The sequence below is a fragment of the Streptomyces sp. NPDC098789 genome (assembly GCF_044759975.1).
In the GTDB taxonomy this organism is placed as follows: domain Bacteria; phylum Actinomycetota; class Actinomycetes; order Streptomycetales; family Streptomycetaceae; genus Streptomyces.
This window is the reverse complement of record NZ_JBIWAJ010000008.1, coordinates 122,709-146,370: the sequence shown is the minus strand read 5'-3', so window position 1 is coordinate 146,370 and position 23,662 is coordinate 122,709. Positions and strand designations below refer to the sequence as shown.

Annotated in this window: 25 protein-coding genes; 8 read left to right on the top strand and 17 right to left on the bottom strand. The window is 72.5% G+C overall.

Annotated elements, in window-relative coordinates; genetic code table 11:
* The 9 genes from ACIQWR_RS18710 to ACIQWR_RS18670 all read right to left on the bottom strand — a co-directional run bounded on the left by ACIQWR_RS18710 (position 1) and on the right by ACIQWR_RS18670 (position 8,490).
* Entirely contained in the window at positions 1 to 1,821 is a 1,821-nt protein-coding gene (locus tag ACIQWR_RS18710; RefSeq protein ID WP_404010456.1) for an AGE family epimerase/isomerase, read from the bottom strand.
* Between the two features lies 1 nt (position 1,822).
* Positions 1,823 to 2,305, bottom strand: a complete 483-nt coding sequence (locus tag ACIQWR_RS18705; protein ID WP_404010453.1) for a VOC family protein — start codon at positions 2,303 to 2,305, stop codon at positions 1,823 to 1,825.
* A complete protein-coding gene (locus ACIQWR_RS18700) occupies positions 2,305 to 2,943 on the bottom strand; it encodes a DJ-1/PfpI family protein (RefSeq protein WP_404010450.1) in 639 nt (212 codons plus the stop codon). The genes ACIQWR_RS18705 and ACIQWR_RS18700 overlap by 1 nt, the downstream gene beginning before the upstream one ends.
* On the bottom strand, positions 2,936 to 4,579 hold the full coding sequence (locus tag ACIQWR_RS18695; RefSeq protein WP_404010448.1) for a GMC family oxidoreductase: 1,644 nt from the start codon (positions 4,577 to 4,579) through the stop codon (positions 2,936 to 2,938). Before ACIQWR_RS18695 ends, ACIQWR_RS18700 begins: the two co-directional genes overlap by 8 nt.
* An 11-nt stretch (positions 4,580 to 4,590) precedes the next feature.
* Entirely contained in the window at positions 4,591 to 4,968 is a 378-nt protein-coding gene (locus ACIQWR_RS18690; protein WP_404010446.1) for a nuclear transport factor 2 family protein, read from the bottom strand.
* A 13-nt stretch (positions 4,969 to 4,981) separates the two neighbouring features.
* On the bottom strand, positions 4,982 to 5,437 hold the full coding sequence (locus tag ACIQWR_RS18685) for a nuclear transport factor 2 family protein (protein ID WP_404010443.1): 456 nt from the start codon (positions 5,435 to 5,437) through the stop codon (positions 4,982 to 4,984).
* A gap of 34 nt (positions 5,438 to 5,471) precedes the next feature.
* Positions 5,472 to 5,903, bottom strand: a complete 432-nt coding sequence (locus tag ACIQWR_RS18680) for a nuclear transport factor 2 family protein (protein ID WP_404010441.1) — start codon at positions 5,901 to 5,903, stop codon at positions 5,472 to 5,474.
* Positions 5,904 to 5,979: 76 nt separating this feature from the next.
* Positions 5,980 to 7,620: a thiamine pyrophosphate-binding protein gene (locus ACIQWR_RS18675; protein ID WP_404010439.1), complete on the bottom strand. Its 1,641-nt coding sequence runs from the start codon at positions 7,618 to 7,620 to the stop codon at positions 5,980 to 5,982.
* Between the two features lie 45 nt (positions 7,621 to 7,665).
* The gene (locus ACIQWR_RS18670) at positions 7,666 to 8,490 is read right to left on the bottom strand and encodes a type 1 glutamine amidotransferase domain-containing protein (RefSeq protein WP_404010436.1); all 825 of its coding nucleotides are present in this window, start codon (positions 8,488 to 8,490) and stop codon (positions 7,666 to 7,668) included.
* Positions 8,491 to 8,743: 253 nt separating this feature from the next.
* Here ACIQWR_RS18670 and ACIQWR_RS18665 point away from each other — a divergent pair, with 253 nt between their 5' ends.
* The 5 genes from ACIQWR_RS18665 to ACIQWR_RS18645 all read left to right on the top strand — a co-directional run bounded on the left by ACIQWR_RS18665 (position 8,744) and on the right by ACIQWR_RS18645 (position 12,290).
* Positions 8,744 to 9,010, top strand: coding sequence for a UBP-type zinc finger domain-containing protein (locus ACIQWR_RS18665; RefSeq protein WP_404010434.1), 267 nt, complete (start codon positions 8,744 to 8,746; stop codon positions 9,008 to 9,010).
* Between the two features lie 170 nt (positions 9,011 to 9,180).
* Positions 9,181 to 10,815: an FAD-dependent oxidoreductase gene (locus ACIQWR_RS18660; RefSeq protein WP_404010854.1), complete on the top strand. Its 1,635-nt coding sequence runs from the start codon at positions 9,181 to 9,183 to the stop codon at positions 10,813 to 10,815.
* 70 nt (positions 10,816 to 10,885) lie between these two features.
* Positions 10,886 to 11,410 carry a hypothetical protein gene (locus tag ACIQWR_RS18655; protein ID WP_404010431.1) on the top strand — a complete coding sequence of 175 codons (525 nt, stop codon included), beginning with the start codon at positions 10,886 to 10,888 and terminating at the stop codon, positions 11,408 to 11,410.
* A 77-nt stretch (positions 11,411 to 11,487) separates the two neighbouring features.
* Positions 11,488 to 11,808 (top strand): putative quinol monooxygenase, encoded by a 321-nt coding sequence (locus ACIQWR_RS18650; protein ID WP_385777529.1) that lies wholly within the window; start codon positions 11,488 to 11,490, stop codon positions 11,806 to 11,808.
* A gap of 5 nt (positions 11,809 to 11,813) precedes the next feature.
* Positions 11,814 to 12,290, top strand: coding sequence for a group II truncated hemoglobin (locus ACIQWR_RS18645; RefSeq protein WP_404010428.1), 477 nt, complete (start codon positions 11,814 to 11,816; stop codon positions 12,288 to 12,290).
* 68 nt (positions 12,291 to 12,358) lie between these two features.
* Here ACIQWR_RS18645 and ACIQWR_RS18640 read toward each other — a convergent pair whose 3' ends face one another.
* The 4 genes from ACIQWR_RS18640 to rpe form a co-directional block, all read right to left on the bottom strand.
* A complete protein-coding gene (locus ACIQWR_RS18640) occupies positions 12,359 to 12,766 on the bottom strand; it encodes a barstar family protein (protein WP_404010424.1) in 408 nt (135 codons plus the stop codon).
* On the bottom strand, positions 12,763 to 13,245 hold the full coding sequence (locus ACIQWR_RS18635) for a ribonuclease domain-containing protein (RefSeq protein WP_404010421.1): 483 nt from the start codon (positions 13,243 to 13,245) through the stop codon (positions 12,763 to 12,765). Before ACIQWR_RS18635 ends, ACIQWR_RS18640 begins: the two co-directional genes overlap by 4 nt.
* 91 nt (positions 13,246 to 13,336) lie before the next feature.
* Positions 13,337 to 14,386, bottom strand: a complete 1,050-nt coding sequence (locus ACIQWR_RS18630) for a sugar-binding domain-containing protein (protein ID WP_354381509.1) — start codon at positions 14,384 to 14,386, stop codon at positions 13,337 to 13,339.
* Positions 14,387 to 14,477: 91 nt separating this feature from the next.
* Positions 14,478 to 15,164: a ribulose-phosphate 3-epimerase gene (rpe, locus tag ACIQWR_RS18625; protein WP_385777519.1), complete on the bottom strand. Its 687-nt coding sequence runs from the start codon at positions 15,162 to 15,164 to the stop codon at positions 14,478 to 14,480.
* Between the two features lie 309 nt (positions 15,165 to 15,473).
* On the opposite strand from rpe, the gene ACIQWR_RS18620 reads away from it, so the two are divergent.
* Positions 15,474 to 16,070, top strand: a complete 597-nt coding sequence (locus ACIQWR_RS18620; protein ID WP_404010417.1) for a DUF6232 family protein — start codon at positions 15,474 to 15,476, stop codon at positions 16,068 to 16,070.
* On the top strand, positions 16,067 to 16,408 hold the full coding sequence (locus ACIQWR_RS18615; RefSeq protein ID WP_404010414.1) for a hypothetical protein: 342 nt from the start codon (positions 16,067 to 16,069) through the stop codon (positions 16,406 to 16,408). Before ACIQWR_RS18620 ends, ACIQWR_RS18615 begins: the two co-directional genes overlap by 4 nt.
* A gap of 38 nt (positions 16,409 to 16,446) precedes the next feature.
* Here ACIQWR_RS18615 and ACIQWR_RS18610 read toward each other — a convergent pair whose 3' ends face one another.
* Both ACIQWR_RS18610 and fmt read right to left on the bottom strand, forming a co-directional pair.
* On the bottom strand, positions 16,447 to 17,904 hold the full coding sequence (locus tag ACIQWR_RS18610) for an RsmB/NOP family class I SAM-dependent RNA methyltransferase (RefSeq protein WP_404010411.1): 1,458 nt from the start codon (positions 17,902 to 17,904) through the stop codon (positions 16,447 to 16,449).
* 99 nt (positions 17,905 to 18,003) lie between these two features.
* A complete protein-coding gene (gene fmt / locus ACIQWR_RS18605) occupies positions 18,004 to 18,948 on the bottom strand; it encodes a methionyl-tRNA formyltransferase (protein ID WP_404010408.1) in 945 nt (314 codons plus the stop codon).
* Between the two features lie 271 nt (positions 18,949 to 19,219).
* Here fmt and ACIQWR_RS18600 point away from each other — a divergent pair, with 271 nt between their 5' ends.
* Positions 19,220 to 19,756: a hypothetical protein gene (locus ACIQWR_RS18600; RefSeq protein ID WP_404010405.1), complete on the top strand. Its 537-nt coding sequence runs from the start codon at positions 19,220 to 19,222 to the stop codon at positions 19,754 to 19,756.
* A gap of 400 nt (positions 19,757 to 20,156) precedes the next feature.
* Here the strand turns inward: ACIQWR_RS18600 and ACIQWR_RS18595 are convergent, their stop codons facing one another.
* Together ACIQWR_RS18595 and metK are read right to left on the bottom strand one after the other, a co-directional pair.
* Entirely contained in the window at positions 20,157 to 22,286 is a 2,130-nt protein-coding gene (locus ACIQWR_RS18595; protein WP_404010402.1) for a primosomal protein N', read from the bottom strand.
* Between the two features lie 143 nt (positions 22,287 to 22,429).
* Positions 22,430 to 23,638, bottom strand: coding sequence for a methionine adenosyltransferase (gene metK / locus ACIQWR_RS18590; protein WP_354381498.1), 1,209 nt, complete (start codon positions 23,636 to 23,638; stop codon positions 22,430 to 22,432).
* Between the last annotated feature and the right edge of the window lie 24 nt (positions 23,639 to 23,662).

Sequence of the window (23,662 nt, the reverse complement as noted above, 5' to 3'; positions counted from 1 at the left end):
CTATCGGTTCACCGGCCGCAGCCGGACCTTGACCTTCACCCGCCCCTGGACGTCGGGCAGCCGCACGGTGAGGCCGTCCGCGTCGAAGTCCGTCCACGGCTTCTCGTCGATCTCGACGGACGCGACCTGGACCGAGCCGGCGGGGAGCAGGTCGGGCGAGACGCGCAGCACGCGGTCGGGCAGGCCCGCCGGGTCGGGCTGGAAGTGGAAGTCCATCTCCCGGCCGTTGATCAGCAGGTTGTTGTAGACGGCGGAGAGGTAGCAGAGCTCCGCCGAGTGGTACATGGACATCGAGTGGCTGCCCTTGAGCCGCTCGGTGCCGAGCAGGTACGGCGTGCCGCTGGCCAGCACGTTGAAGTAGACCGCTCCCTCGTCGTGGTCGAGGAAGAAGGTGTTGTAGAAGGCCTCGGCCTGGCGGCCTTCGCGCAGGAAGTCCTCGTCGCCGAGGGTGCCGTGCAGGATGAGGTAGGCCAGGACGGCCTGTTCCTGCTGCCACCACGCCTTCCGGTCGTGCCAGGCGAAACGATACGTCTGGGCGTCGCCGGTCTTCTGGCGCTCCACGACGTCGTACCAGCCCCCGCGCTGGAGGTCGCTCCCGACCTCCGGCATGATCTCGCCGATGCGGCGGGCCAGCTCCTCGTAGGCGGGCTTCGCCTTCAGGGAGTTCATCCGCATCAGGTTCCAGGCGATCTTGAGGTTGTGGCCGACGACCGCGCGGTTCTGCTGCCAGCTGTGCGTGGTGTCGTGGGACCAGTCGCGGTGGAAGCGCTCCTGGACGAAGGGGCTGTTCTTGTAGTCCGGGAAGCGGTCCGCGATCGTGTCGAAGGTGTACTCCAGGAAGTCGGCGTACTTCTGCTCGCCGGTCGCCAGGTACAGGTTGATCAGGTAGGCGGGCGCGTGGTCCCCGACGGAGTTCCAGTTCTTGCGCTCGCGGTTCTCGCCCAGCGACTCGTGGTCGGCGCTGAAGAGGATCGGGTCGATGTGCGAGTAGTAGCCGCCGAGCTCGCCGTCGTGGAAGAACTTGTCGAACAGCCGGATGGTGGCGTCCGCGTCGTTCTTGATCCGGACGTCGCCGGTGATCCGGTAGGTCTGGATCGGCCCGGCGAGCGCGTAGATCTGCTCGTACATCGGGATCGCGTCGTAGTCGTCGGAGAACTCCGAGGTGAAGAGCTTGCGCTCGCTGTCCCCGTCGACGCTGATGCCGTGGTACCAGAAGACCACGTCCTCCTCGCTGTCCACGACCCGCATGTGCTTGCGCAGGTACTCGGTGCCGCGCTCGGCGACCTCCAGGTACTCGTCCTTGCCGGTCAGGAGGTAGGCCGAGGCCATGCCGTAGACCAGCCGGGAGATGGTGTCCGTCTCCTGGACGTGGCTGGCCGTCTTGTCGCCGCCGAGCCGGATCTCCGTGCGGTACTGCGCGAAGTCGACCGGGCCGTCGCCGAACTGGGCGCGCCGGTAGAAGGAGGCCAGCGATTCGATCTGCTTGACCCACCAGCTCGGCTCCTCGAAGCGGAAGTCCTCGGCGCCGCGGCCGAGGAACACCAGCCGCTTCGCCTCGAACCTGCCCCCGGACTCGGGGTAGTGCACGCCGTAGACGTAGAGGAAGCGGCCCGGCGAGAGCATCTCGTCGATGTGCCCGGAGGCGTCCACGTACGGCTCGTCCAGATTGCGGACCAGCTCGGCGCTGGGGTCCCCGGCGAGCGAGACCTCGAAGGTGCGGCCGTCGGCCGTGTTCAGGCGCAGGGTGCGGGTGGTGGAGTCGAAGCGGCCGACGTAGCCCGCGATGGTGTCGGAGAAGGAGAAGCTCACGGCGTCCGCCATGTCATGCACCGTCCTTGTCGGGAGCGTGGTCGGTCACTGCGCGGTCGGTCACTGAACGGTCGGTCACTGAACGGTCTTCGTCCTCGTATCCCTGGCTGACCTCGACGATCACGCCGTCGGGGTCGCGCAACCACACCGTCCGCCAGCCGCAGATGAAGTCGTCGAAGTCGAGCGGGCCCAGGGTCACTTCGGCCGCGTCCCCCAGCTCCGCCAGGAAGGCGTCGACGCTGTCGGTCTGGAAGGCAAGGTGGCGCATCCGCCCCGGGGCCCGGGGGCCGTCCTCGTGCGCCGGGCGGGCCGGCCCGTCGGCGGAGCCGAAGAGCTCCAGGTACGCGTCCCCCTTGCGCAGGAACACGATCCGGGCGTCCCCCAGGTCCACCACGCGGGCCCGGGCGAAGCCGAAGTACCGGGTGTAGAAATCCTCGGTGGTCTTCTGGTCGGCGCAGTTCAGACCCACGTGCGAGAAGCGCAGGCTCGCGTCCATCAGGGGGCACCTCCCGGCGGTGGCGGGGAGACGGTCCCCCGACCCCGCGCCGCGGCGATCTGCTCGATGATCCGGCGGGCGAAGAGGTGGTGGTGGGCACCGGTGCGGCCGGTGACCAGGTCGCCGTCGACGACCACGTCCTCGTCGACGTACTGCGCGCCCATGTTGCGGATGTCGCCGATCAGGTTGTTGTGGCACACCACCTTGCGGCCGCGGACCTTCTCGGGGATCGAGGAGGCCAGCCACATGCCGTGGCAGATGATCCCCTTGAGGACCGTGGGCTCCTCGAAGGCCCGGCGCAGCAGCTCGGTGGCGGGGGGCAGCCGGTCCACGTCCTCGGTGTAGCGCAGCCGGTCGGCGACCATGCCCGAGGGCACGATCAGGGCCGCGTAGCCGCGCAGTCGCTCGTCGTCGAGCCCTTCGAGGCTCTGGTCGGCGGTGAAGGGCGCGCGGTACTCGTGGCCGGTGAAGGTGAGGGAGTCGTTGCCCCACAGCCGGGTCAGGAAGTCGACCTCGGCGCCCTCCTCGGCGAAGCGGCGGCCGTAGTAGAAGATCTCCGGCTCGTAGAAGTCGCTCTCGATCAGGACCGCGATCCGGGTCCCGGACAGCGCTCCTTCGCGCAGTACGGCGTCAGACACGGGAGGCCCCCTTCAGGAAGTCCGCCGCGCGTTCGGCGATCATCGCGATGGCGGTGTGGCAGTTGCCCGAGGGCACGGCGGGCATGACGCTCGCGTCGACGACGCGCAGGCCCCGTACGCCGTGCACCCGCAGCTCGGGGTCGACCACGGAGAGGTCGTCGACGCCCATCCGGCAGGAGCCGGCCTGGTGGTGGTAGCTCTCCGCCTTCTGCCGCACGAAGCGGCGCAGGTCCTCGTCGGTGACGGCGCCCGGACCCGGCTGGAGTTCCTGCTTGTACCAGGGCGAGAAGGCGGAGGTCGCGAAGATCTCGCGGGCCACCCGGACGCCCTGCACCATCCGCTCCAGGTCCCAACGGTCGCCCAGGTAGTTCGGGTTGATCAGCGGGTGGGCCAGCGGATCGGCGCTCGCGAGCCGGATCCAGCCGCGCGAGACGGGCCGGACCACCCCGGGCAGGATCGAGACGGTGTGCGGATGGTCCTGGCCGACGATGACGTCGAACGGGACGTGGACGAAGGCGATCTGGAGGTCCGGCGCGGGCAGGCCCGGCCGGGAGGACAGGAAGAGCGCGCTCTCGGACAGGTTCTGCGCGGGCGCGGGCAGTTCCTGGGTGACCTCGGCCATCAGGCCCGTCAGGACGTGGTTGTGGAAGTTCTCGCCGACCCCCGGCAGCGCCGCGGTGACCGCGATGCCGTGCGGGCGCAGCCGGTCCGGATGCCCGATCCCGGAGAGCAGCAGCAGCTTCGGGGACTCGATCGCCCCGGCCGCCACGATCACCTCGCGCCGGGCCCGGACGGTGTGGGTGCCGGGCGCGCCGGCGCTCAGGTGTACGTCGCGCACGTCGCGGCCCGGGAAGTCCGCCGCCGGGGCGCTCTGGACGTACTCGGCGCCGGTGCAGGTGTCCCCGTCGAAGAGCAGCCGGGTGGTCTGGGCGCCGGTGCGCAGGGTGAGGTTGGAGCGGTCGAGGGCGGGCTCCAGGTAGGCGGCGAGCGCTCCCTGGCGACGGCCGTCGGCGACGTCGATGTGGTGCCAGCCGGTGCCGAAGAGGCCGCGCCGGGGCCCGTCGGTGTTGAAGTCCTCGATCTCCGGGTGGCCGAGCTCCACGGCCGCGTCGATGAAGGCGCGGGAGACGGGGTTGGGGTCGTGCCGCCCGGCGTGGGTGACGCGCTGGGGGCCGCGGGTGCCGGTGGTGGTGGCGGTGCGGTCCTCCTGCGCCTCCAGCAGCGCGAAGTAGGGCAGGACGTCCTCGTGGGCCCAGCCCGCGGCGCCCTGGTAGGCCCAGTTGTCGAAGTCCGAGGCGTGGCCCCGGACGTGCATCATGATGTAGAGGTTGCTGCTGCCGCCGGGTGCCTTGCCCCGCGGTTCGTAGGTGCGGCGGCCGTCCAGCCCCGGCTGCGGGACGCTGGTGTAGCCCCAGTCGACGGGCCCGCCCAGCAGCTTGTACCAGGACGACGGGTCGTCCACCTCGGGCGGGATCCGCGGTCCGCCCGCCTCCAGGACGAGGACGGTGACGTCCGGGTCCTCGGAGAGCCGGTTGGCCAGGACGCTGCCCGCGGTGCCCGCTCCCACGACGACGTAGTCGTACGCTTCCTCGTTGCCGGTCCCGCCGCGGGACCCGGCGCGCGCTCTGCTGTCCACCGGTGGCCCCCTCAGTCCTGACCGAGCACCTGGAAGGGGACGGTGTCGTGGTAGTTCGCCATGTAGGCGATCTTTCCGTCCACGATCCGGAAGAAGTTCATGACCTCGGCCTCGACGGCCTCGCCCGCCGCGCTGACGGCGCTCAGGTGGGAGACGACCGCGGCCTTCTCCCCACCCCCGTCGAGGACGAAGTGCACGGGCTCGTTGCGGAAGGTGCGGTACATCGCGCCCATGCCCTTCATCATCGAGCGCAGGGTGTCCAGGCCCTCGATGTGTCCGGCGAGCTGTTCGTCCATGATCTGGTCGTCGGCGAAGAGGTCGCACCAGCGGTCCCAGTCACCGGCGTTGGCGTACTCGTAGTACTTCGTCAGGATCTGACGTGCGTCCATCGCGCTCATCCCCCTATCGGTCCCTACGGGTTCCGTCCGGCGCGAAGGGCGCCCAGAACTGGCTGAATGCGGTCGCCGAGTCGCCGAAGAGACCGTCGCGGCCCTCGACGATCCGGCCGTCCCGCCAGCGCATGAAGTGGAAGACCGGGTAGTCCATCCGCTCGTACGGGGACGCGCCCTCGGGGTCCGCGCCCTCCCGCCGGGCGACGTTGCGGCACAGGTCGGCGCTGCAGTCCTCGCCGACGAGCACGGCCTCGATGTCCATGCGGAAGGTGCCGCCGGTGAGCTTGTGGGTCCGGCCCATCAGCTCCAGGAAGTCGTCCAGGCTCTCGTACCAGCCGGCCAGCGGGTGGTTGCCCGGGACCAGCCAGCGCAGGTCCTCGGCGTAGTACTCCAGGATCCGGGCGCGGTCTCCCGAGCCGAGCGCCCGGTAGGCCGACTCGACCCGATCCCGTGTCACTTCGGTCATCGCTCGTGTCCTTCCTCGGGCCCGGTACCGGGCCTCAGAGCGCGCCCGAACCGGGCATCGGGGCCAGCTCGTCGACGGTGTAGGTCTTGATGCGCGGGCCGCCGGGAGCGGCGACGAGCGTCCAGGTCTGGTCGGCGTCGAAGCCGAGCCACTGGCTGCGGGCGCCCGGCGGGTCCCAGATCTTGGCCTGCCAGTTGACGAGGACGCGCACCACCGCGCGGTCGCCCTCGATGACGGGCTCCACCTTGGTGACGGTGTGCACCTCGTCGAAGAAGCGGTTGGTGACGGCCGCGTACCAGCGGCCGAAGCCCTCGTGGCCGAGGAAGGTGTCCTCCGGGACCTTGAACTCCAGGTCCGCGGTGATGAGGGCGAGCACCCGGTCCAGCGGAAGGTGCTGGTCCAGGGCCACGTACCACCGGTCGGTGAACGCGCGGATCGCGTCCTCGGTCAGCCGCTCGACGGACATGCCTGTCTCCTCCTTGTCGGTGGGGCGGGGCGGGGCGGGAACGAACGTGCTCGGATGACGTGCACGGACGACGTGCTCAGATCTGGACGTCGACGAGGAACGGGCCCGGGTGCGCCAGCATCCGGTCGACGGCCGCGGCCGCCTCGTCCGGCTTCTCCACCCGCGTCCCGCCCGCGCCCAGCGCCCGGGCCAGGGCGGCGAAGTCGATCTCGGGGTGGGAGAGGTCGAAGGAGTCGGGGAAACCGTGCTCGGGAATGGCCCGCTCGCGCCAGTACTGGGCGATGTTGTCGTCCAGCAGCCGGTACTTGCGGTTGTTGCACACGACGAACTTCGCCTCGATGCCGTGCCGGGCCGCGGTCCACAGGGCCTGGTAGGTGTACATCGACCCGCCGTCGCCCGCGAAGCCGACCACGGTCCGGTCGGGACGGGCGAGCTTGGCGCCGACCGCGCCCGGGAAGCCGACCCCGAGGGAGCCGCCCCGGGTGAGGTGGTAGTCCCCCGGCCGCTCGGCGGGCAGGTAGTGGGTGACCAGCGGGGAGGTGGTCAGCGCCTCGTCGAAGACGATCAGGTCGCCCCCGGTCCGTTCGGCCAGGGTCCGCAGGAAGACGGCCATCGGCGTACCGTCCCCGGGCCCGGCGTCGCGGGCCGCCAGGGCCCGCTCCCGGGTGCGGGTGTCCAGCCGGGCGGCCGCGGCCGCCCGCCGCTGCGGGGTGAGCAGGTGGTCCAGTGCGCCGGCCAGCGCGCGCAGCGCCCGTTTCGGGTCGGCGGCGAGGCCGAGGTCCACGGGGTGGTTCTTGGCGATCTCGTAGGCGTCGAGGTCGATGTGGACGACCTTGGCGCCCGCCCGGAAGGGGCTCTCCAGCTCCGGGAAGACCTCCGGGAAGACGTAGGTGCCGACGATCAGCACCCCGTCCGCGCCGGCGATCAGCTCCCTGCTGTGCGGGCCGAACATGTGGCCGCTCTGCCCGCGCCGCAGCGGGTGCGAGGCCGCGATGTTGACCTCCGAGGAGTCGACCTCGTACACGTCGGCGCCCAACAGCTCGGCGACGGTCACGAGTTCGGCCTGGGCCCCGGAGAGGGCGACCCCGTCACCGATCAGTACGACGGGCCGTTCGGCCGCCGCGAGGAGCTCGGCCGCCCGGCCCACCGACGCGGGCGAGGGCGCCACATCGGTGAGCGGAACCGTAGCGGGCAGGACGGGCTCGGCGTTCAGCTCGTCCAGCACGTCCATCGGCAGCGCCACGAAGACCGGGCCGCGCGGCGGGGTCAGGGCGATCTTCACGGCCCGCCGGACCGTGCGCAGCACCGAGCGCGGATCGGTCACGCGGGTGGCGTACTTGGTGACCGGCCGGGCCATGGCGACCAGGTCGGCGGCCATCTGCGCGTCCATCGCGTCGTAGCGGACCCCGGCGTCACCGGCGACCACGACGAGCGGGGTGTGACCGCGCAGGGACTGGTAGAGCATGCCGATCCCGTTGCCCAGACCCACGCCGGAGTGCAGCTGGAGCAGCGCCGGACCGCCGGTGGCGCGGGCGTAGCCGTCGGCGATGCCCGCGGCCACCGTTTCCTGGAGGGCGAGGACGTAGCGGAAGTCCGCCGCGGCGTCGGCCGCGTCGAGGAATCCCTGTTCCACCGTCCCGGGATTTCCGAACATCACCGTCAGGCCGTCGGCCTTGAACTGCTCGATCAGCCTTTCCCGTCCGGGAGTGGCTTCCATGAATTCCCCCTCGATTTCACACGGGTTGCCGAGCGATCCGCCCGACTACCATCCGTACCGGGTGAGACCGTCCTCCAGGACTTCCACGATCTTCTGCCCCGTGAGATAGGAATCGGGGGTGGAACGGCCGGTCACGAAGGGGTAGTCGACGATCACCGAGACCGGTTTGCCGAAGTTCCCGTGGTACGCCCCGCGCGGGCCCGTGGCATCGCGCAGGATGTATTCCAGCGGGTAAGGCGGCGGGCCCATGTTGAAATCGGTACCGAGGAAGCCGGTGCCGTCCTTGTAGTCGTATTCCTTGCAGTGGCCGGTGACGTGCTTGCCCCGGATGATGCTGCGGCGGTCGCCCCAGTCCCGGGCGAAGGCCAGGCAGGCCACGCCGTAGCACTCGGCGGCCACGACCTTGCCGGCCTTGTGGAAGGCCAGGATCAGGGCGTGGACGCGCTCGTTGTTGGCGAGGTCGGCGATGGGTCCGCTGCCGCCCACGATGAGCACGGCGTCGTAGCCGTCGATGTCGGCCTGGAGTTTGTCCAGGTCGCGGTGGTACTGCTCCAGCTTGCGCAGGTAGCCCTCGTCGCTCGTGTACGGGCGTTCCGGGGCCCACGCCTCGATGTCGATCGGGGAGTCCAGCCGGCTCGACTGCTCGAACTCGCGCCCCAGTCGGGCGTTCTCCTCGGTGGTGACCGAGCGCCCCAGCGGGGGGTCGATGTAGTGCGCGTCGAGACTCGGCGGAAGTGCGTGCGCGCGCTTTCCGGTCGGGGTGGCGAATACGACGTCGTAGCCCCGCTCGTCGAACTTCGAAACGGGCCCTATCAGTTCTTCGGCCCAGTAACCGTGTTCGGAGACAATGACCAGAATCTTTCTGCTCACGGATTCCTCCAGGCGCCGCCTGTTGTCGTTGGCGTTCCCCACACTGCTTCCGCCGCGAGCCCGCGTCAAAGCGCCCGTGTGCGACTACGTGAGGTAGCGGCCCAGGTCATGCGGGCACCTCACGAAGTCGTCCGGTGAGTTCATGAAGTACCCGCCGGACTTCATGACTTCGGCCGAATCCATGAACCACTCCCCGAGGCCCGCCCTATCGTCGTTCGAGGCCGGATCAAGGTCGAGAAGGAGGACGGGGCCGATGGACGGTAGTTGCGCACACATCGATCAGATACGTCCGGTGAAGCCCTCCGCGGAGGGCTGCGAGGAGTGCCTCGCCCTGGGCGAGGGCTGGGTGCACCTGCGGATGTGTCTCGGCTGCGGCCACGTGGGGTGCTGCGACTCCTCCAAGCACCGGCACGCCACCCGCCATTTCCGGGCCTCCGGCCACCCCATCGCCGCCTCGCACGAGCCCGGCGAGCACTGGGCCTGGTGCTACGCCGACCGGCTCATGCTGGACCCGGCGTGAGCGCGGCCCCCGGGACCCCCGCGCCCGCCTCCGGCCCCGCGTCCTCCGCCCCCGCGCCCGCCTCCGGCCCCGCGTCCAAAGGCCCCGCGTCCAACGGCCCCACCTCCACCGCCGTCGCGGCCGCGGCGAACGCCGCCCGGGCGGAGAGCCGCAAGCCCGTCATACTCGCCGTGGACGACGACCCGCAGGTGCTGCGGGCGGTCCGCCGGGACCTGCGCAGCGCCTACGGGGACCGCTACCGGGTGCTGGGCGCCTCCTCCGCCGCCGACGCCCTGAAGATCCTCGACTCCCTGGACGAACGCGGCCACGACCCGGCGCTCTTCCTGGTGGACCAGCGGATGCCGGACGTCACGGGCGTCGAGTTCCTCCTCGAAGCGGTCTCCCGCTTCCCCGACGCGCGCCGGGTGCTGCTGACCGCCTACGCCGAGACGGACGCGGCGATCACCGCGATCAACCGGGTCCGCCTGGACTACTACCTCCTCAAGCCGTGGGACCCGCCGCACGAGCGGCTCTTCCCGGTCCTGGACGACCTGCTGTCCGACTGGTTGGCCACCTACCGCCCCGCCTACGACGGGATCATCGTCGCCGGTCACCTGGTGGCCCCGGGCACCCACGCGGTGCGGGACTTCTTCACCCGCAACGGCCAGCCGTTCCGCTTCCTCAACGTCGAGCGCGACCCCGAGGCGCTGACCCTGCTCGCCGCCCAGCCGGGGGCCGCCCTGCCGCTCGTCCGCTTCCCGGACGGCGCGGTGCTGTCCGCGCCGACGGACACCGAGCTGGCCGTCCGCCTGGGCCTGGCGACCACCGCCTCCCGTCCGCACTACGAGTGCGTGATCGTGGGCGCGGGCCCGGCGGGCCTGGCCGCCGGGGTGTACTCCGCCTCCGAGGGCCTGACCACGCTGATGCTGGACTCCAGGGCGCCGGGCGGCCAGGCCGGCACCTCCAGCCTGATCGAGAACTACCTCGGCTTCCCCTCGGGCCTCTCCGGCGGGGACCTGACCCGCCGGGCCACCATCCAGGCCGCCCGGTTCGGCGCCGAGATCCTGCACCCGGTCGAGGTGGTCTCGCTGACCCGCGACGATCCGGCGAAGATCCTGACCCTGGCGGACGGTACGGAGATCAGCGCGGAGACGGTCCTGCTGGCGACCGGGGTGGCCTACAACCGGCTCCAGGCGCCGGGCGCGGACCGCTTCGAGGGCGCGGGCCTCTACTACGGCGCGGCCACGACGGAGAGCTCGGCCTGCATCTCGCAGCACGTGTTCATCGTGGGCGGGGCGAACTCGGCCGGTCAGGCGGCGGTCCACTTCGCCAAGTACGCGGCCCGGGTCACGGTCCTGGTCCGGGCCGCCTCGCTCGACGACAGCATGTCCCGGTACCTGATCGAGGAGATCGAGCGGACCCCCAACATCGAGGTCCGGGTCCGCACCACGGTGGTCTCGCTCGGCGGGGACGAGCACCTGGAGCGGATCGTCCTGCACGACGCGGACACCGGGGCGGACACCGAGGTCCCGGCCCGCTTCATGTTCACCTTCATCGGCGCCCGCCCGCACACCGACTGGCTGGCCGGGGTGGTCGAGCGGGACGAGTACGGCTTCGTCCTGACCGGCTCGGACCTGATCTCCAACGGGGGCGAGCTGCCCGCCGAGTGGAGCCTGCAACGGGCGCCGTACCCGCTGGAGACCAGCGTCCCCGGGGTCTTCGCGGCGGGCGACGTCCGGGCCCGTTCGGTCAAGCGGGTCGCCTCGGGGGTGGGCGAGGGCGCGATGGCGGTGTCCCTGATCCACCGCTACCGCTCGATGGGCTGAGAGCGAAATCCGGCGGGCGCGGGGTCCGGGCCCTTGCGATCATGCGCCCACCGGATGCAACGTTGATTACATGATTACAGCCGAACAGCGCGAGCAGCTCCGGGGTTGGTTCGCCGAGCGCCTGCCCATCGACGTCTACGAAGAGCTGGTCGAGGTGGTGGTCGACCGCGAGGAGATCACCGTCGTCGGCCGCATCCCGGCCACCGAATCGGTGCGGGAGTTCCGCGAGCGCACCCGCGAGCAGCGCATCGAGGTGGCCCGCGAGGCCGAGGAGCTCTACCAGCGCAAGGTGGCCTGGGGGGTCGAGGCGGAGGGCGAGCGGACCCTCTTCACCCACCTCGCCGTGCCCGTGATGACCCGACTGCGCCAGTCCGAGCGCGCCGTGCTCGACACCCTGGTCGCGGGCGGGGTGGCCCGCAGCCGGGCCGACGCGCTCGCCTGGTGCGTCCGGCTCGTCGGGAAGAACACCGACGCCTGGCTCGCCGATCTCCGGGGCTCGCTGGAGAAGGTCCAGCAGGTCCGCGCGCAGGGCCCCGACCAGGCGGAGGCGGCGAAGCCCGAATCCGCCGACTCCAGGAAGTCCGGGGACGAATGACCGAATGCGCGGCCGGGCACCAATGATCGCGGAAGGGTAGCCGCGAACACCCGAACCCAGGGAGAGGCACGCACACCATGACCACGACCGTCGAATACATCCGCTACCGGATCGCATCGGCCGACCAGCCTGCCTTCGAGGACGCGTACCGGCGGGCGGCCGAGGCCCTGGCCGCCTCGCCCGAGTGCATCGACTACGAACTGGCGCACTGCGAGGAGGAGCCCGAGCGCTACGTCCTGCGGATCCGCTGGACCTCGATCGACGCCCACCTGAACGGCTTCCGCAAGGGCGAGCACTTCCCGGCGTTCTTCACCGCGATCCGCCCGTACGTGACCGCCATCGAGGAGATGCAGCACTACCTCGTCACCGATGTCGTGGGCACCGGAAAGGCTTCCTGAAGGTCATGAGCACGCCGACGATCTACGAGTGGATGGGCGGGGCCGCGGCGATGAACCGCCTCACCGACGTCTTCTACTCGTACGCCCTGCGGGACGAGATCCTCGCGCCGGTCTTCGCCGGCATGGACGCCGAGCACCCCCAGCACGTCGCGGCCTGGCTGTCCGAGGTCTTCGGCGGGCCGGCCGCGTACTCGGCCCACCACGGCGGCCACCAGCACATGGCCACCAAGCACCTCGGCCGCGCGATCACCGAGAAGCAGCGCCGCCGCTGGGTGGACCTGCTCCTCGACACGGCCGACGAGGTCGGCCTGCCGACGGACCCCGAGTTCCGGGCGGTGTTCGTCTACTACATCGAGTGGGGCACCCGGATGGCGCTGATCTACTCGGGCCCCCACCCGCCCCCGGTGGACGCGGCCAAGATCCCGATCTGGTCCTGGGGCCAGACCCCGCCCTGGGTGCCGAAGGCGGCGCAGGACGACTGAGCCACGGCCGGCGGCCGGGCGGGACTCGCCCCGCCCGGACGGCGGCCGTGCGCATCGGCCGCCGGGCGTCAGCCGCGGCGCGGCGGCGGCCCCGGCTTCGGCCGGGGCTTCTCGCCCGGCTCCGCCAGCAGCACGGTCAGCACGCCCTCGGTGGAGCCCCGCCAGAAGTCCACGGCCTGCTCCAGGACGTCCTGGAAGGTCTCCCAGTCCCCCGGCCGGGCCGCCGCGTAGCCGCGCCAGGAGGTGACGGCCAGCAGCCGCCCCGACGCGGCCGGCAGCCAGGACAGGTCGTTCAGACAGTCGGCCAGCGCGTCCCAGTTCCCGCCGAAGTGCTCCGGCAGCCGCAGCGCCCGCTCGCACCGCCCCATCAGATCGGCCTTGCTGCGCACGCCGTCCAGGTCGAGCCGAACGACCATCCAACCGGCCTGCTCGGCTGCTGCCAGGGCCGGGGCGAGCGCCTGCGGGTCCAGGGTCATCGGAGAACCGCCTTGAAGGTGTCGTAGTGGTCGTCCGTGTAGAAGAACTCGCTGCCCTGACCGGTGATGATCCGGCGCGCACCGCGGTCCCGCGAGCCCGGCGTCTTCACCGTGAACTCGTGGTAGTAGCCGCGCTTCTGCTGCGGCAGCCGCTTCTCGAAGTTCCCGAAGACGGTGTCGTCCTGCCGGTACGGGTACGGTCCGCCCTTGTCGATGAGGGCGAGCGTGTCCCGCGCCTGCGGGGGCAGCTCGGCCGCCCGGACGGTCTTCATCCCCTTCGCCCACCCCGGGGCGGCGCTCGCCCGTGGGCTCGGGGAGCCGCTGGAGGCGGAGCCGCCCGGTGAGCTGCCGGAGGCGGCGGCGCCCGGGGGCGCGGGGTCCTTCTTCCCCGCGCAGCCCGCCGTACCCACCAGGGCCACGCAGAGGAACACAGCCCCGAGCAGACGCAGCAGCTGGCGGGGCACGGTCCGGAAGATCATGCGTTGATGGTGTCAAATATCCGTTTCGCCCGCGAATCGCGAGCGGCAGGTGGCCGACGAGGGCGTACCGCGCGGGCGCCCGGAGCGAGCCCTACAGGTCGTCCGGGTCGGCGCGCTCCAGCGCGGGGCGCAGCCCCGGCTGGGACTCGGTCAGCAGGAAGTCCGCCACCGCCGTGTCCGTCACCAGGCTGGTGACCAGGCCCGAGCGCAGCACCGCCCCGATCGCCGAGGCCTTGCGCAGGCCGCCCGCGATCGCCACGACCTCCGGGATCCGGCGCAGCCGGTCCGCCTCGACCGTGATGCAGCGCTCGCCGAGGTCGCGGCCGACCCGGCGGCCCTCGGAGTCGAAGAGGTGCGCGGACATCTCGGCGGCGACGCCGAGCGAGGCGTAGTGCGCCCGCTCCTCGTCGGTCAGCATGTCGTGCACCGTCGAGATCCCCGGCTCCCAGGAACCGATGGACACCGCCGCGACGGTCACCTTGTCGAAGTACTCGAAGGCCCGCGCGATCCCGGTCTGCCCCCGTAGCGCGGCGGCCGTCGCCGGATCGGGCAGCAGCATCGGCGCGTAGATGGGGTGCGCGTCCCCGCCCGAGACCTGGGCGGCGCGGCGGACGGCCTCCACGGACCCGCGCTCGGCCGTCCCGGCGTCGTACACACCGGTGAGCTGCACCACGGTGCACGGCGGCAGTCGGTGCAGGGAGGCGGCCATGTGGATGGTGGACCGGCCCCACGCCAGGCCCAGCACGTCGCCCTCGTTGACCAGCTCGCCGAGCAGGTCCGCCGCCACCGCGCCCAGGTTCTCCGGGTCGGGGGCGTCCTCGGTCGCATCGGCCGGGGATTCCACGACGACCGCGTGCCGCAGGCCGTACCGGGCGCGCAGCGCGTCGGAGCGCTCCGCGTCCAGTTCCGCCGGCACCCGGATCTCGATGCGCACGAGGTCGCGTTCGAGGGCGGTCTCCAGTACCCGGGCCACCTTGAAGCGGCTCACGCCGAACTCCTCGGCGATCTGGATCTTGGACTTGCCCTCCAGATAGAAGCGACGGGCCATCGCCGCCGCCTGAACCAGCTCCGCGGGTCCCATCCGCAGGGCTGACCGTCCCGCCGACATTGCAGACACCGCGTTCTCCTCACTGCTGTTCACATTCTCGACTCGCCGTTCATCCTGTCAGATCCGGCGGCCGTTGATCAGCCTGGACAGCCAGCGTTCACCGAGCTGTTCATCAAGCCTTGGCTCAGTGGCCGCAAGCCCAGGGCGCCGCGGAGATCGCCAGGTCCGCCTGCTCGCGCAGGGTGCGGACCGCGGCGGCCGGGTCTACGGCGCCGTAGACCGCGCTGCCCGCCACGAAGACGTCGGCGCCGGCCTCGGCGCAGCGCTCGATGGTCGAGGCCGAGACACCCCCGTCCACCTGGAGCCACAGCTCCAGGCCGTGCTTGGCGATCAGCTCCCGGGTGCGGCGGATCTTGGGCAGCATGATGTCGAGGAACGGCTGTCCGCCGAAGCCCGGTTCGACCGTCATGATCAGCAGCATGTCGAGCTCGGGGAGCAGGTCCTCGTACGGCTCGATCGGCGTCGCGGGCTTGAGCGCCATGGAGGCGCGCGCGCCCTTGGCCCGGATCTCCCTGGCCAGCCGGACGGGCGCCGCGGCCGCCTCGGCGTGGAAGGTGACCGATCCGGCACCCGCCTCGACGTACTGCGGGGCCCAGCGGTCCGGGTCCTCGATCATGAGGTGGAGGTCCAGCGGGATGTCCGTGGCGCGGCTGAGGGACTCCACGATCGGCACGCCGAGGGTGAGGTTCGGGACGAAATGGTTGTCCATGACGTCGACGTGCAGCCAGTCGGCGCCCTCGACGGCCTTCGCCTCTTCGGCGAGGCGGGAGAAGTCCGCGGACAGGATGCTGGGATTGATCTGAACGGCCATGCCCCAAGCCTGCCATGCCCGCCGCCGCTTCCCGACCTGCCCCCGGAACCGGGGCGGGCGGCTCCGCGGGCCCCGGTTCCGGGGGCAGGTGAATTGAGCACGCGTTCGAACCGGTGAAGGGCGAAGAGCGCGCGCGTCCGGAGCCGCTCGCCGCGCGGGCGGGCAGCGAGCCGGCCGCCGCCGGTGCCCCCCGCTTTCGGCCACCGCGGCGGTTTGGCCGTTTCCCGCCTGCCCTCCGGCTGGCCACGGGCGCTTAATGGTGCTCCACTCCGCGCCGTGAGAGCCGGAGCGACCACCACGGGGGAAACGATGGACTCCACAGGAAACGTCGGGGCGCCGCCGCCCCCACCCACCCCACCACCGACGCCGCCCGCCCCGACCGCCTCGTCACCGGTCCGGGACACGCCGCCCACCACCCACCGCGGCAGGCTGGTCCTGCGAGTCAGCGGCCGCATGTTGTGGGTGGGCTCGACCGCCGTCCCGTTGCACAACATCGCCCTCGTCGACGCCTTCACGTACCGGCCCTCACGGTGGGCTTCCTTCATCGACTCGCTCAAGTGGTTCGTCGGCATCGCCGTCGTCATCGTCGTGCTCGCCTACGCGAGCGGGGGCGAGGTGGTCGACGACGACAACAGCGGCGCCCTGCTCCCGTTGTCCGTGGTCGTGCTGGCCGTCCTCGCCGTGGCGGCCCTGCTCAAGATGTCCAAGCCGGTACTGGCCGTCGAGACCGCCGGCGGCACCAAGATCCTGGTGACCCTGCCCACCGTGGACGAACTGCGCCACATCGCCGCACAGATCGTGTACGCGATCGACCACCCCGGAGCCGAGTTCACCACCGTCGTCAACTACTTGGCTCCCGTCGTCAACATGCACGGCGGCAGCGGGAACACGGGGATCCGCGCATGAGCGAGTCGTCGAACTACTACGGGCCCGTGGTCAACATGAACGACGGCCACGACAACATCGGCATCAACTACGGCACCGTCGGCGCCGGCGCCCAGGACGCCGAGCTGCGCGCCGCCGTCGAGGAGCTCACCCGCCTCCTCGGCGAACTGCGCCGCCACCTCACCCCGGAGCAGGACCGCACCGTCGAACAGGCGCTGCCCGAGCTCACCCCGGACCGCGGCGCCCTGCGCGAGCGCGGCCTCCTCCTGGCGCACGTCGCCCAGATCGCGGCCGCCGTCGGCGCGGTGGGCCAGCCCGTGGCGGACGCGGTGGGACGGCTGCTGGCACTCCTGGGATGAAGAGCGGGGCCCGCGCCGCACGGCGCGGGCCCCGACCCTCAGCCGGTGCGCCGCAGCAGTGCCAGGTACATCGCGTCCGTGCCGTGCAGGTGCGGCCACAGCTGGACGTCCGGTCCCTCGCCGAGGGCCGGGACGCCCTCCATGTAGGGCCGCGCGTCGATCAGTTCGGCCGAGACCGGCTCGTGGCCCGCGCCGCGGCCCTTGAGCACGTCCTCCACCACGACCCGCGTCTCCGCCAGGTGCGGCGAGCAGGTCGCGTAACCGACCACGCCGCCCACCCGCACCGCGGACAGCGCCTCGCGCAGCAGCGCGCGCTGGAGCGGGGCGAAGCCCTCCAGGTCCTCCGGGCGGCGGCGCCAGCGGGCCTCCGGGCGGCGGCGCAGGGCGCCGAGGCCCGTGCACGGCACGTCCATCAGGACCCGGTCGAAGGTGCCGGGCAGCCACGGCGGGCGGGTGCCGTCGGCCGTGATCACCTGGTACGGGCCGGGGTTGCCCACCAGCGACTTCTCCACCAGCCGGGCCCGGTGCGGCTGCTTCTCGGAGGCCAGCAGGAGGGCGCCGCGCGGCGCGGCGAGCGCGGCCAGCAGCGCCGCCTTGCCGCCCGGTCCGGCGCAGCCGTCCAGCCAGCGGGTGTCACGACCCTCGACGGGCACGTTCGCCAGCGCCATCGCCACCAGCTGGCTGCCCTCGTCCTGGACGCCCGCGCGCCCCTCGCGGACCGCTTCCAGCGCACCCGGCTCGCCGCCCTCGGCCATCCGGACGGCGTACGGCGACCAGCGGCCCGGCAGCGCGGAGTCCTCGCCCACCGCCTCCAGCAGCTCCTGCGGAGTGGACCGGCCGGGCCGGGCGACGAGGGTGACCTCGGGGCGCTCGTTGTCGGCTTCGAGGAGGTCCTCGATGCCGGCCCGCCCGCCGCCCAGGGAGTCCCACAGTGCGGAGACGACCCAGCGCGGGTGCGAGTGGACGACCGCGAGGTGGTCCTCGGCGTCCACGTCGTAGGGCGGGGCGACCTGCTCCAGCCAGGCGTCCAGGTCCTTCGCGGCGATCTTGCGCAGGACGGCGTTCACGAACTTGGCCCGGCCGTCGCCCAGCACCACGCGGGCCAGCTCCACGCTCGCCGAGACGGCGGCGTGCGAGGGGATCCGGGTGCCGAGCAGCTGGTGCGCGCCGAGCGCGAGCACGTCCAGCACCGGCGGGTCGACCTCGCGCAGCGGCCGGTCGATGCAGGCGCCGATGATCGCGTCGTACGTGCCCTGGCGGCGCAGCGTCCCGTAGACCAGCTCGGTCGCGAGGGCGGCGTCCCGCGCGTCGAAGCTCTCGTCCTTGCGGGCCTTGCGCAGCAGCGGGGGCAGGACGAGGTTCGCGTACGCGGCCCGCTCGTCCACCGCCCGCAGCGCCTCGAAGGCGAGGAACCGGACGGGGTCCTTCTTGGGCCTGCGGTACGGGTTGGCCTGCTTGCCGCCGGCGGCGGCGGGGCGGCGGGGCTGATCGCTCACGTGAAAGGTGCTCCGGAAGTACGAAAAGAAACGGGAGGTGAGGAGAGGTGAAGTGAAGTGAAGAGGGACGGGAGGGACCGGGGCCGGACGGCCTCCCGATCAGCCTACGTCGACCCCGCCCAACCGCTCGCCGGGAGCGATCCGGACCCCGCGGGCCCAGTCGGCCGCCTTCATCGGCTTCTTGCCCTGCGGCTGTACCCAGAGCAGTTCCACGGCGTGCGAACCGGTGCCGACGTAGAGGTTGTTCTTGGCAGGCGAGAGCTCGCCGGGCGTCAGGTCCGTGCGGTCGGTCACCAAGGCCATCGAGATCAGCTTGAGCCGCTCCCCGCGGAAGACGGTCCACGCGCCCGGCGCGGGCGTGCAGCCGCGCACGACCCGGTCGGCGCGCAGTGCCGGGGCCGTCCAGTCCACCCGGGCGTCCTCGACCGAGATCTTGGGCGCGAGCGAGATGCCGTCGAGGTGCTGGTCGACGGCGCGCAGGGTGCCGTCCTCGATGCCGTCCATGGTGGCGGCCAGCAGACCGGCCCCGGCGAAGGCCAACCGGGTCAGCAGGTCGCCGCTGGTGTCGGTGGGGCGGATCTCCTCGGTGAGGATGCCGTAGACCGGGCCGGAGTCCAGTCCTTCCTCGATCTGGAAGGTGGACGCACCGGTGACCTCGTCCCCGGCCATGATCGAGTGCTGGACGGGCGCCGCGCCGCGCCAGGCGGGCAGCAGCGAGAAATGCAGGTTGACCCACCCGTGCCGGGGGATCTCGATGGCGCTCTTGGGGATCAGGGCGCCGTAGGCGACGACCGGACAACAGTCCGGGTCGATCTCCCGGAGCCGGGCCTGGAACGCCTCGTCGCGCGGCCTGGCCGGCTTGAGCACCTCGATCCCGGCCTCCGCGGCGCGCTCGGCCACCGGGCTCGCGACCATGCGCCGGCCGCGGCCCGCGGGCGCGTCGGGTCGGGTGACGACGGCGGCGACCTCATGGCGCCCGGAGGCGAGCAGGGCGTCCAGGGCGGGAACGGCGACCTCGGGGGTGCCTGCGAAGACGAGCTTCACCGGTGTCTACCTCGCTATCTCGGCTGTCAGCAGCGCACCAGTCTATGGGTCGCCCGACCAACCCCCCACCGGTGGCCACCCGTCCGCCGCGCCACCCACACGGGGGGCGTACGCACACGCGCGCGCCTCTCGCATATGCCGACACGCCCCCACAGCGTGACCAACGCGCCACATGACGCGTTGGTCAAGAGAGATTGACCCGAAGCGGGCCGCGTGTGAACGGTGTGTGCGGCCCGATCCGCTCCTCAGCACCGGTACGAGAGGCTTCTTCATGGCCGACCACGCCAGCCACGACGCCCAAGCGCGGGCCAGCCTGCACCTCCTGGTGCGGGACATCGAGCGGGTCCGCCGGCAGGTGGACGCGCTGCGTACGCTCACCGCCCAGCTGGGCAACGTGTACCGCCCGCGCCGCTCCGGCCCCTCCACGGGCTTCGTCGTCTACGGGCGCGCGCCCGCCCCCACCGTCCGCCTGGCGCAGGAACTGCGGGACAGCGTCGAGACGCTGGTCACCGCCGCGGTGGACTTCGACCGCTCACTCGGCTTCTCGTGGGACGCGGTCGGCTCCGCCCTCGGGGTCACCAAGCAGGCCGTGCACCGGCGGTACGGGGCCCGGCGCGCGCAGGCCTCCGAGGCGGCGGAGCCGCTGGCCGAGGGATCGACCACGCGGACCCTGGGCATCCCCCCGATGTCCCCGCTGCCCACGATCCCGGCCGCCCGGTCGGTACCGCCCCAGCCCCAGCGCGAGGAATCCGCGGCAGCGACCGCGTCCCTGCGCCCCCCGGCCTTCCCCGGCCCCCGCAACGGCTGACCCACCCCCAAGCCCTCAACCGCCGGCGCTTCGGCCACACACGGCCCCCAGCCAAACCCAGCCCCGCCGGCGCTTGAGGCACCCCCGGAGGGCCCACCCGAGCCAGACGACCCACCCCGGCCAAATCCAGCCCCGCCGGCGTTTGAGGCGCCCCCGGAGGGCCCACCCGAGCCGGACGACCCACCCCGGCCAACCCAGCCCCGCCGGCGCTTCGGCCCCCGCAATCCAGCCCCGCCGGCGTTTGAGGCGCCCCCGGAGGGCCCACCGAGCCGCAGGCGCTCCCGACCGGGCGGCGGCCACCGGCACGGGCACACGCCCCCGGCGGCGACCCACCAGGCCGGGCCAGGCCAAGGGCACGCCCCGGCACCCCCTCACCCCCCGGCCGGCCGCCAGGCCCCCGTCACCCGATGTCCGGCGGATCGATCCGCACCCGAATCGCATCCGCCACCGAGACCCCCCGCGCCATGCGGGCCGCCTGCGCCCCCTTGAGCGCCGCGGCCAAGGCGGCCCCACTGCCCGGCGGCACCCGCACCAGCGCCCGCTCACCGGGCGACGGCTCCCCCCGCCGCCCGTACACCGGCACCGGCCCCAGCACCTCCGCATCGGCCGGCAACCCGGCGTCCGCCAAGAACGCGTCCAGCACCTCCCGCCGCCCCGCCACCGCGGCCATCCGGGAGACCGGCGGAAAGCCCAGCTGCGCCCGCTCGGCCAGCTCCCGCACCGCGTGCCCCACCGGGTCCCACCGCACCAGCGCCTGCACCGGCCGCAGCGTCGGCTCGGCGACCACGACCACCTGCCCGTCCCCCCGGACCAGCGAGGCGGCCGCGATCCAGCGCCGCAGCGCCTCCTCCCCGGCCCGCAGGTCGGGCCGCGCCACCATGGCCCAGCCGTCCAGCAGCAGCCCCGCCGCGTAGCCGGCCCCCTCGGCCACCGGCTCCGCACCCGGCGTGCACACGATCAGCGCGGGCCGGTCGGGCACCGAGTCCAGCACGTGGTCCCGCCCGGAGGTCCGCACCGGGACCGCGGGGAACGCCCGCCCCAGCTCCTCCGCGGTCCGCCGGGCACCGACCACCTGGGCCCGCAGCCGGACGGCCCCGCACTCCTCGCAGTGCCAGGAGGACTCCCCGCGCCCGCACCACCCGCAGTGCAGCTCCCGCTCGTCGGGCGCCTCCAGCGGCCCCGCGCACGCCCGGCAGCGGGCCGGGGTCCGGCACCGCTCGCACGCGAGCCGGGGCACGTACCCGCGGCGCGGGACCTGGACGAGCACGGGTCCGCTCTTCAGGCCCTCCCGTACGGTCTCCCAGGCCAGGCTCGGCAGTCGGGCGGCCCGCGCGGCCCCGTCCCGGGCCAGCAGTTCGTCGCCCACGGTCCGGATCCGGGGCGCGCACTCCCGTACCCGCGCCCGGTCGGCGGCCAGCGGCCGGGCCCAGCCGGACTCGACCAGCTGGGCGGCCTCCACGGTGCAGCTGGTGCTGCCGACGAGGAAGCCGCAGCCGTCGGTGACCGCGCGGAGTTCGAGCACCTCCCGCACGTGCGGGAAGGGGGCGTGGTCGTCGCTGTGGCTGGAGTCGCCGTCGTCCCAGACCGCCACCAGGCCGAGGTCCCGGACGGGCGCGAACATCGCGGCCCGGGTGCCGATCACGGCCTTCACCGAGCCGCGGTGGACGGCTAGCCACTGCCGGTAGCGCTTCTCGGGGCCGGACTCGGCGGTCAGCAGGGCGTGGCGCCCCTCCCCCAGCAGCGCGGTCAGGGCCGCGTCCAACCGCGCCGCGGTGCGCCCGTCGGGCAGGACCGCCAGCGCGCCGCGGCCGGAGGCGAGGGTGGCGGCCATGGCCCGGGCCAGTTCGTCGGCCCAGCCGGGTCCGGGCAGCGCGGTCCACACCGCGCGCGGGTCGGCGCCGCCCGCCAGGGCCCGTAGGAAGCCGGGGCCCGCCGGGTAGCGCTCCCAGCCGCCGGGCTCGGGCGCGGCGGGCGCGGGCAGCGGCTCGGGCGAGGGCTTGGCCTCGGCGCGCGCGTTGCGCGGCGGCAGGGCGAGCTGGAGGACGTCGGCCAGGCTGCCCGCGTACCGGTCGGCGACGGCCCGCGCGAGGGCGAGCATGCGCGGGCCGAGGACCGTCTCGGACGAGACGACCTGGGCGAGGGCCGCGAGCGGGCCGTTGTAGTCGGTGTCGGCGCGCCGCTCGACGACGAACCCGTCGATCAGGCCGCCGCCCTCGCGGCGGCCGCCGTGCACCTGGTGGGAGCCGGCGCCGAAGCGGACCCGGACCCGGACCCCGGGCTGCGCGGCCTCCGACAGCTCCTCGGGGACGGCGTAGTCCCAGAGCTGGTCGAGGTGGAGCACGCCCTTGTTCACGAGGATCCGCGCGACGGGCAGGTCATGGGCCATCGAGGCACCGCGCCAGGTGCGCGGCTTGGCCTTGGGCGCCTTGGCCTTCGCCTCGGCGACCATCTCCCGCATCAGCGCGAGCTGCTCCGGCGCTCCACCGGTGTCCGGTTCGTTCTGGCTGCTCACACCGGAATTCTCACCCATGCCACCGACAGTCACGGCCACGACGGCGGGGCGGACCGGGAACGCGCGCCGGCCGCAGCGACGTACGGCCCCGGACCGTGGGGTCCGGGGCCGTACGCGATGGAGCAGGTGGGGCAGATGGAGCAGGTGGAGCAGGTGGGGACTTACAGACCGGCGGCGGCGCGCAGGGCGTCGACGCGGTCGGTGCGCTCCCAGGTGAAGTCCGGCAGCTCACGGCCGAAGTGGCCGTAGGCGGCGGTCTGCGCGTAGATCGGGCGCAGCAGGTCCAGGTCGCGGATGATCGCGGCCGGGCGCAGGTCGAAGACCTGGGCGATCGCGTCCTCGATCTTCTGCACCTCGACCTTGGCGGTGCCGAAGGTCTCGACGAAGAGGCCGACGGGCTCGGCCTTGCCGATCGCGTAGGCGACCTGGACCTCGCAGCGCGAGGCCAGACCGGCGGCGACGACGTTCTTCGCGACCCAGCGCATCGCGTAGGCGGCGCTGCGGTCGACCTTGGACGGGTCCTTGCCGGAGAAGGCGCCGCCACCGTGACGCGCCATGCCGCCGTAGGTGTCGATGATGATCTTGCGGCCGGTGAGGCCGGCGTCGCCCATCGGGCCGCCGATCTCGAAGCGCCCGGTCGGGTTGACCAGCAGCCGGTAGCCCTCGGTGTCCAGCTTGATGCCGTCCTCGACGAGCTGCTTGAGCACGTACTCGACGACGAACTCGCGGATGTCGGGAGCGAGCAGCGAGTCGAGGTCGATGTCCGAGGCGTGCTGCGAGGACACGACGACGGTGTCGAGGCGGACGGCCTTGTCACCGTCGTACTCGATGGTGACCTGGGTCTTGCCGTCGGGACGCAGGTACGGGATGGTCCCGTTCTTGCGGACCTCGGACAGGCGGCGCGAGAGCTTGTGCGCGATGTGGATCGGCAGCGGCATCAGCTCGGGGGTCTCGTCGCAGGCGTAGCCGAACATCAGGCCCTGGTCGCCCGCGCCCTGCTTGTCCAGCTCGTCCTCGTCGCCCTCGACCCGGCTCTCGTACGCGGTGTCGACGCCCTGCGCGATGTCCGGGGACTGCGCGCCGATGGACACCGAGACGCCGCAGGAGGCGCCGTCGAAGCCCTTCTTCGAGGAGTCGTAGCCGATCTCGAGGATCTTCTCGCGGACGAGCTGGGCGATCGGCGCGTAGGCCTTCGTCGTCACCTCGCCCGCAATGTGCACGAGACCGGTGGTGATCAGGGTCTCCACCGCGACGCGCGAGGTGGGGTCTTCCCTGAGCAGGGCGTCGAGGATGGTGTCGCTGATCTGGTCAGCGATCTTGTCGGGGTGGCCCTCGGTAACGGACTCCGAGGTGAAGAGGCGGCGGGACACATCGCTCCCTGGGGTTGCAGCGGC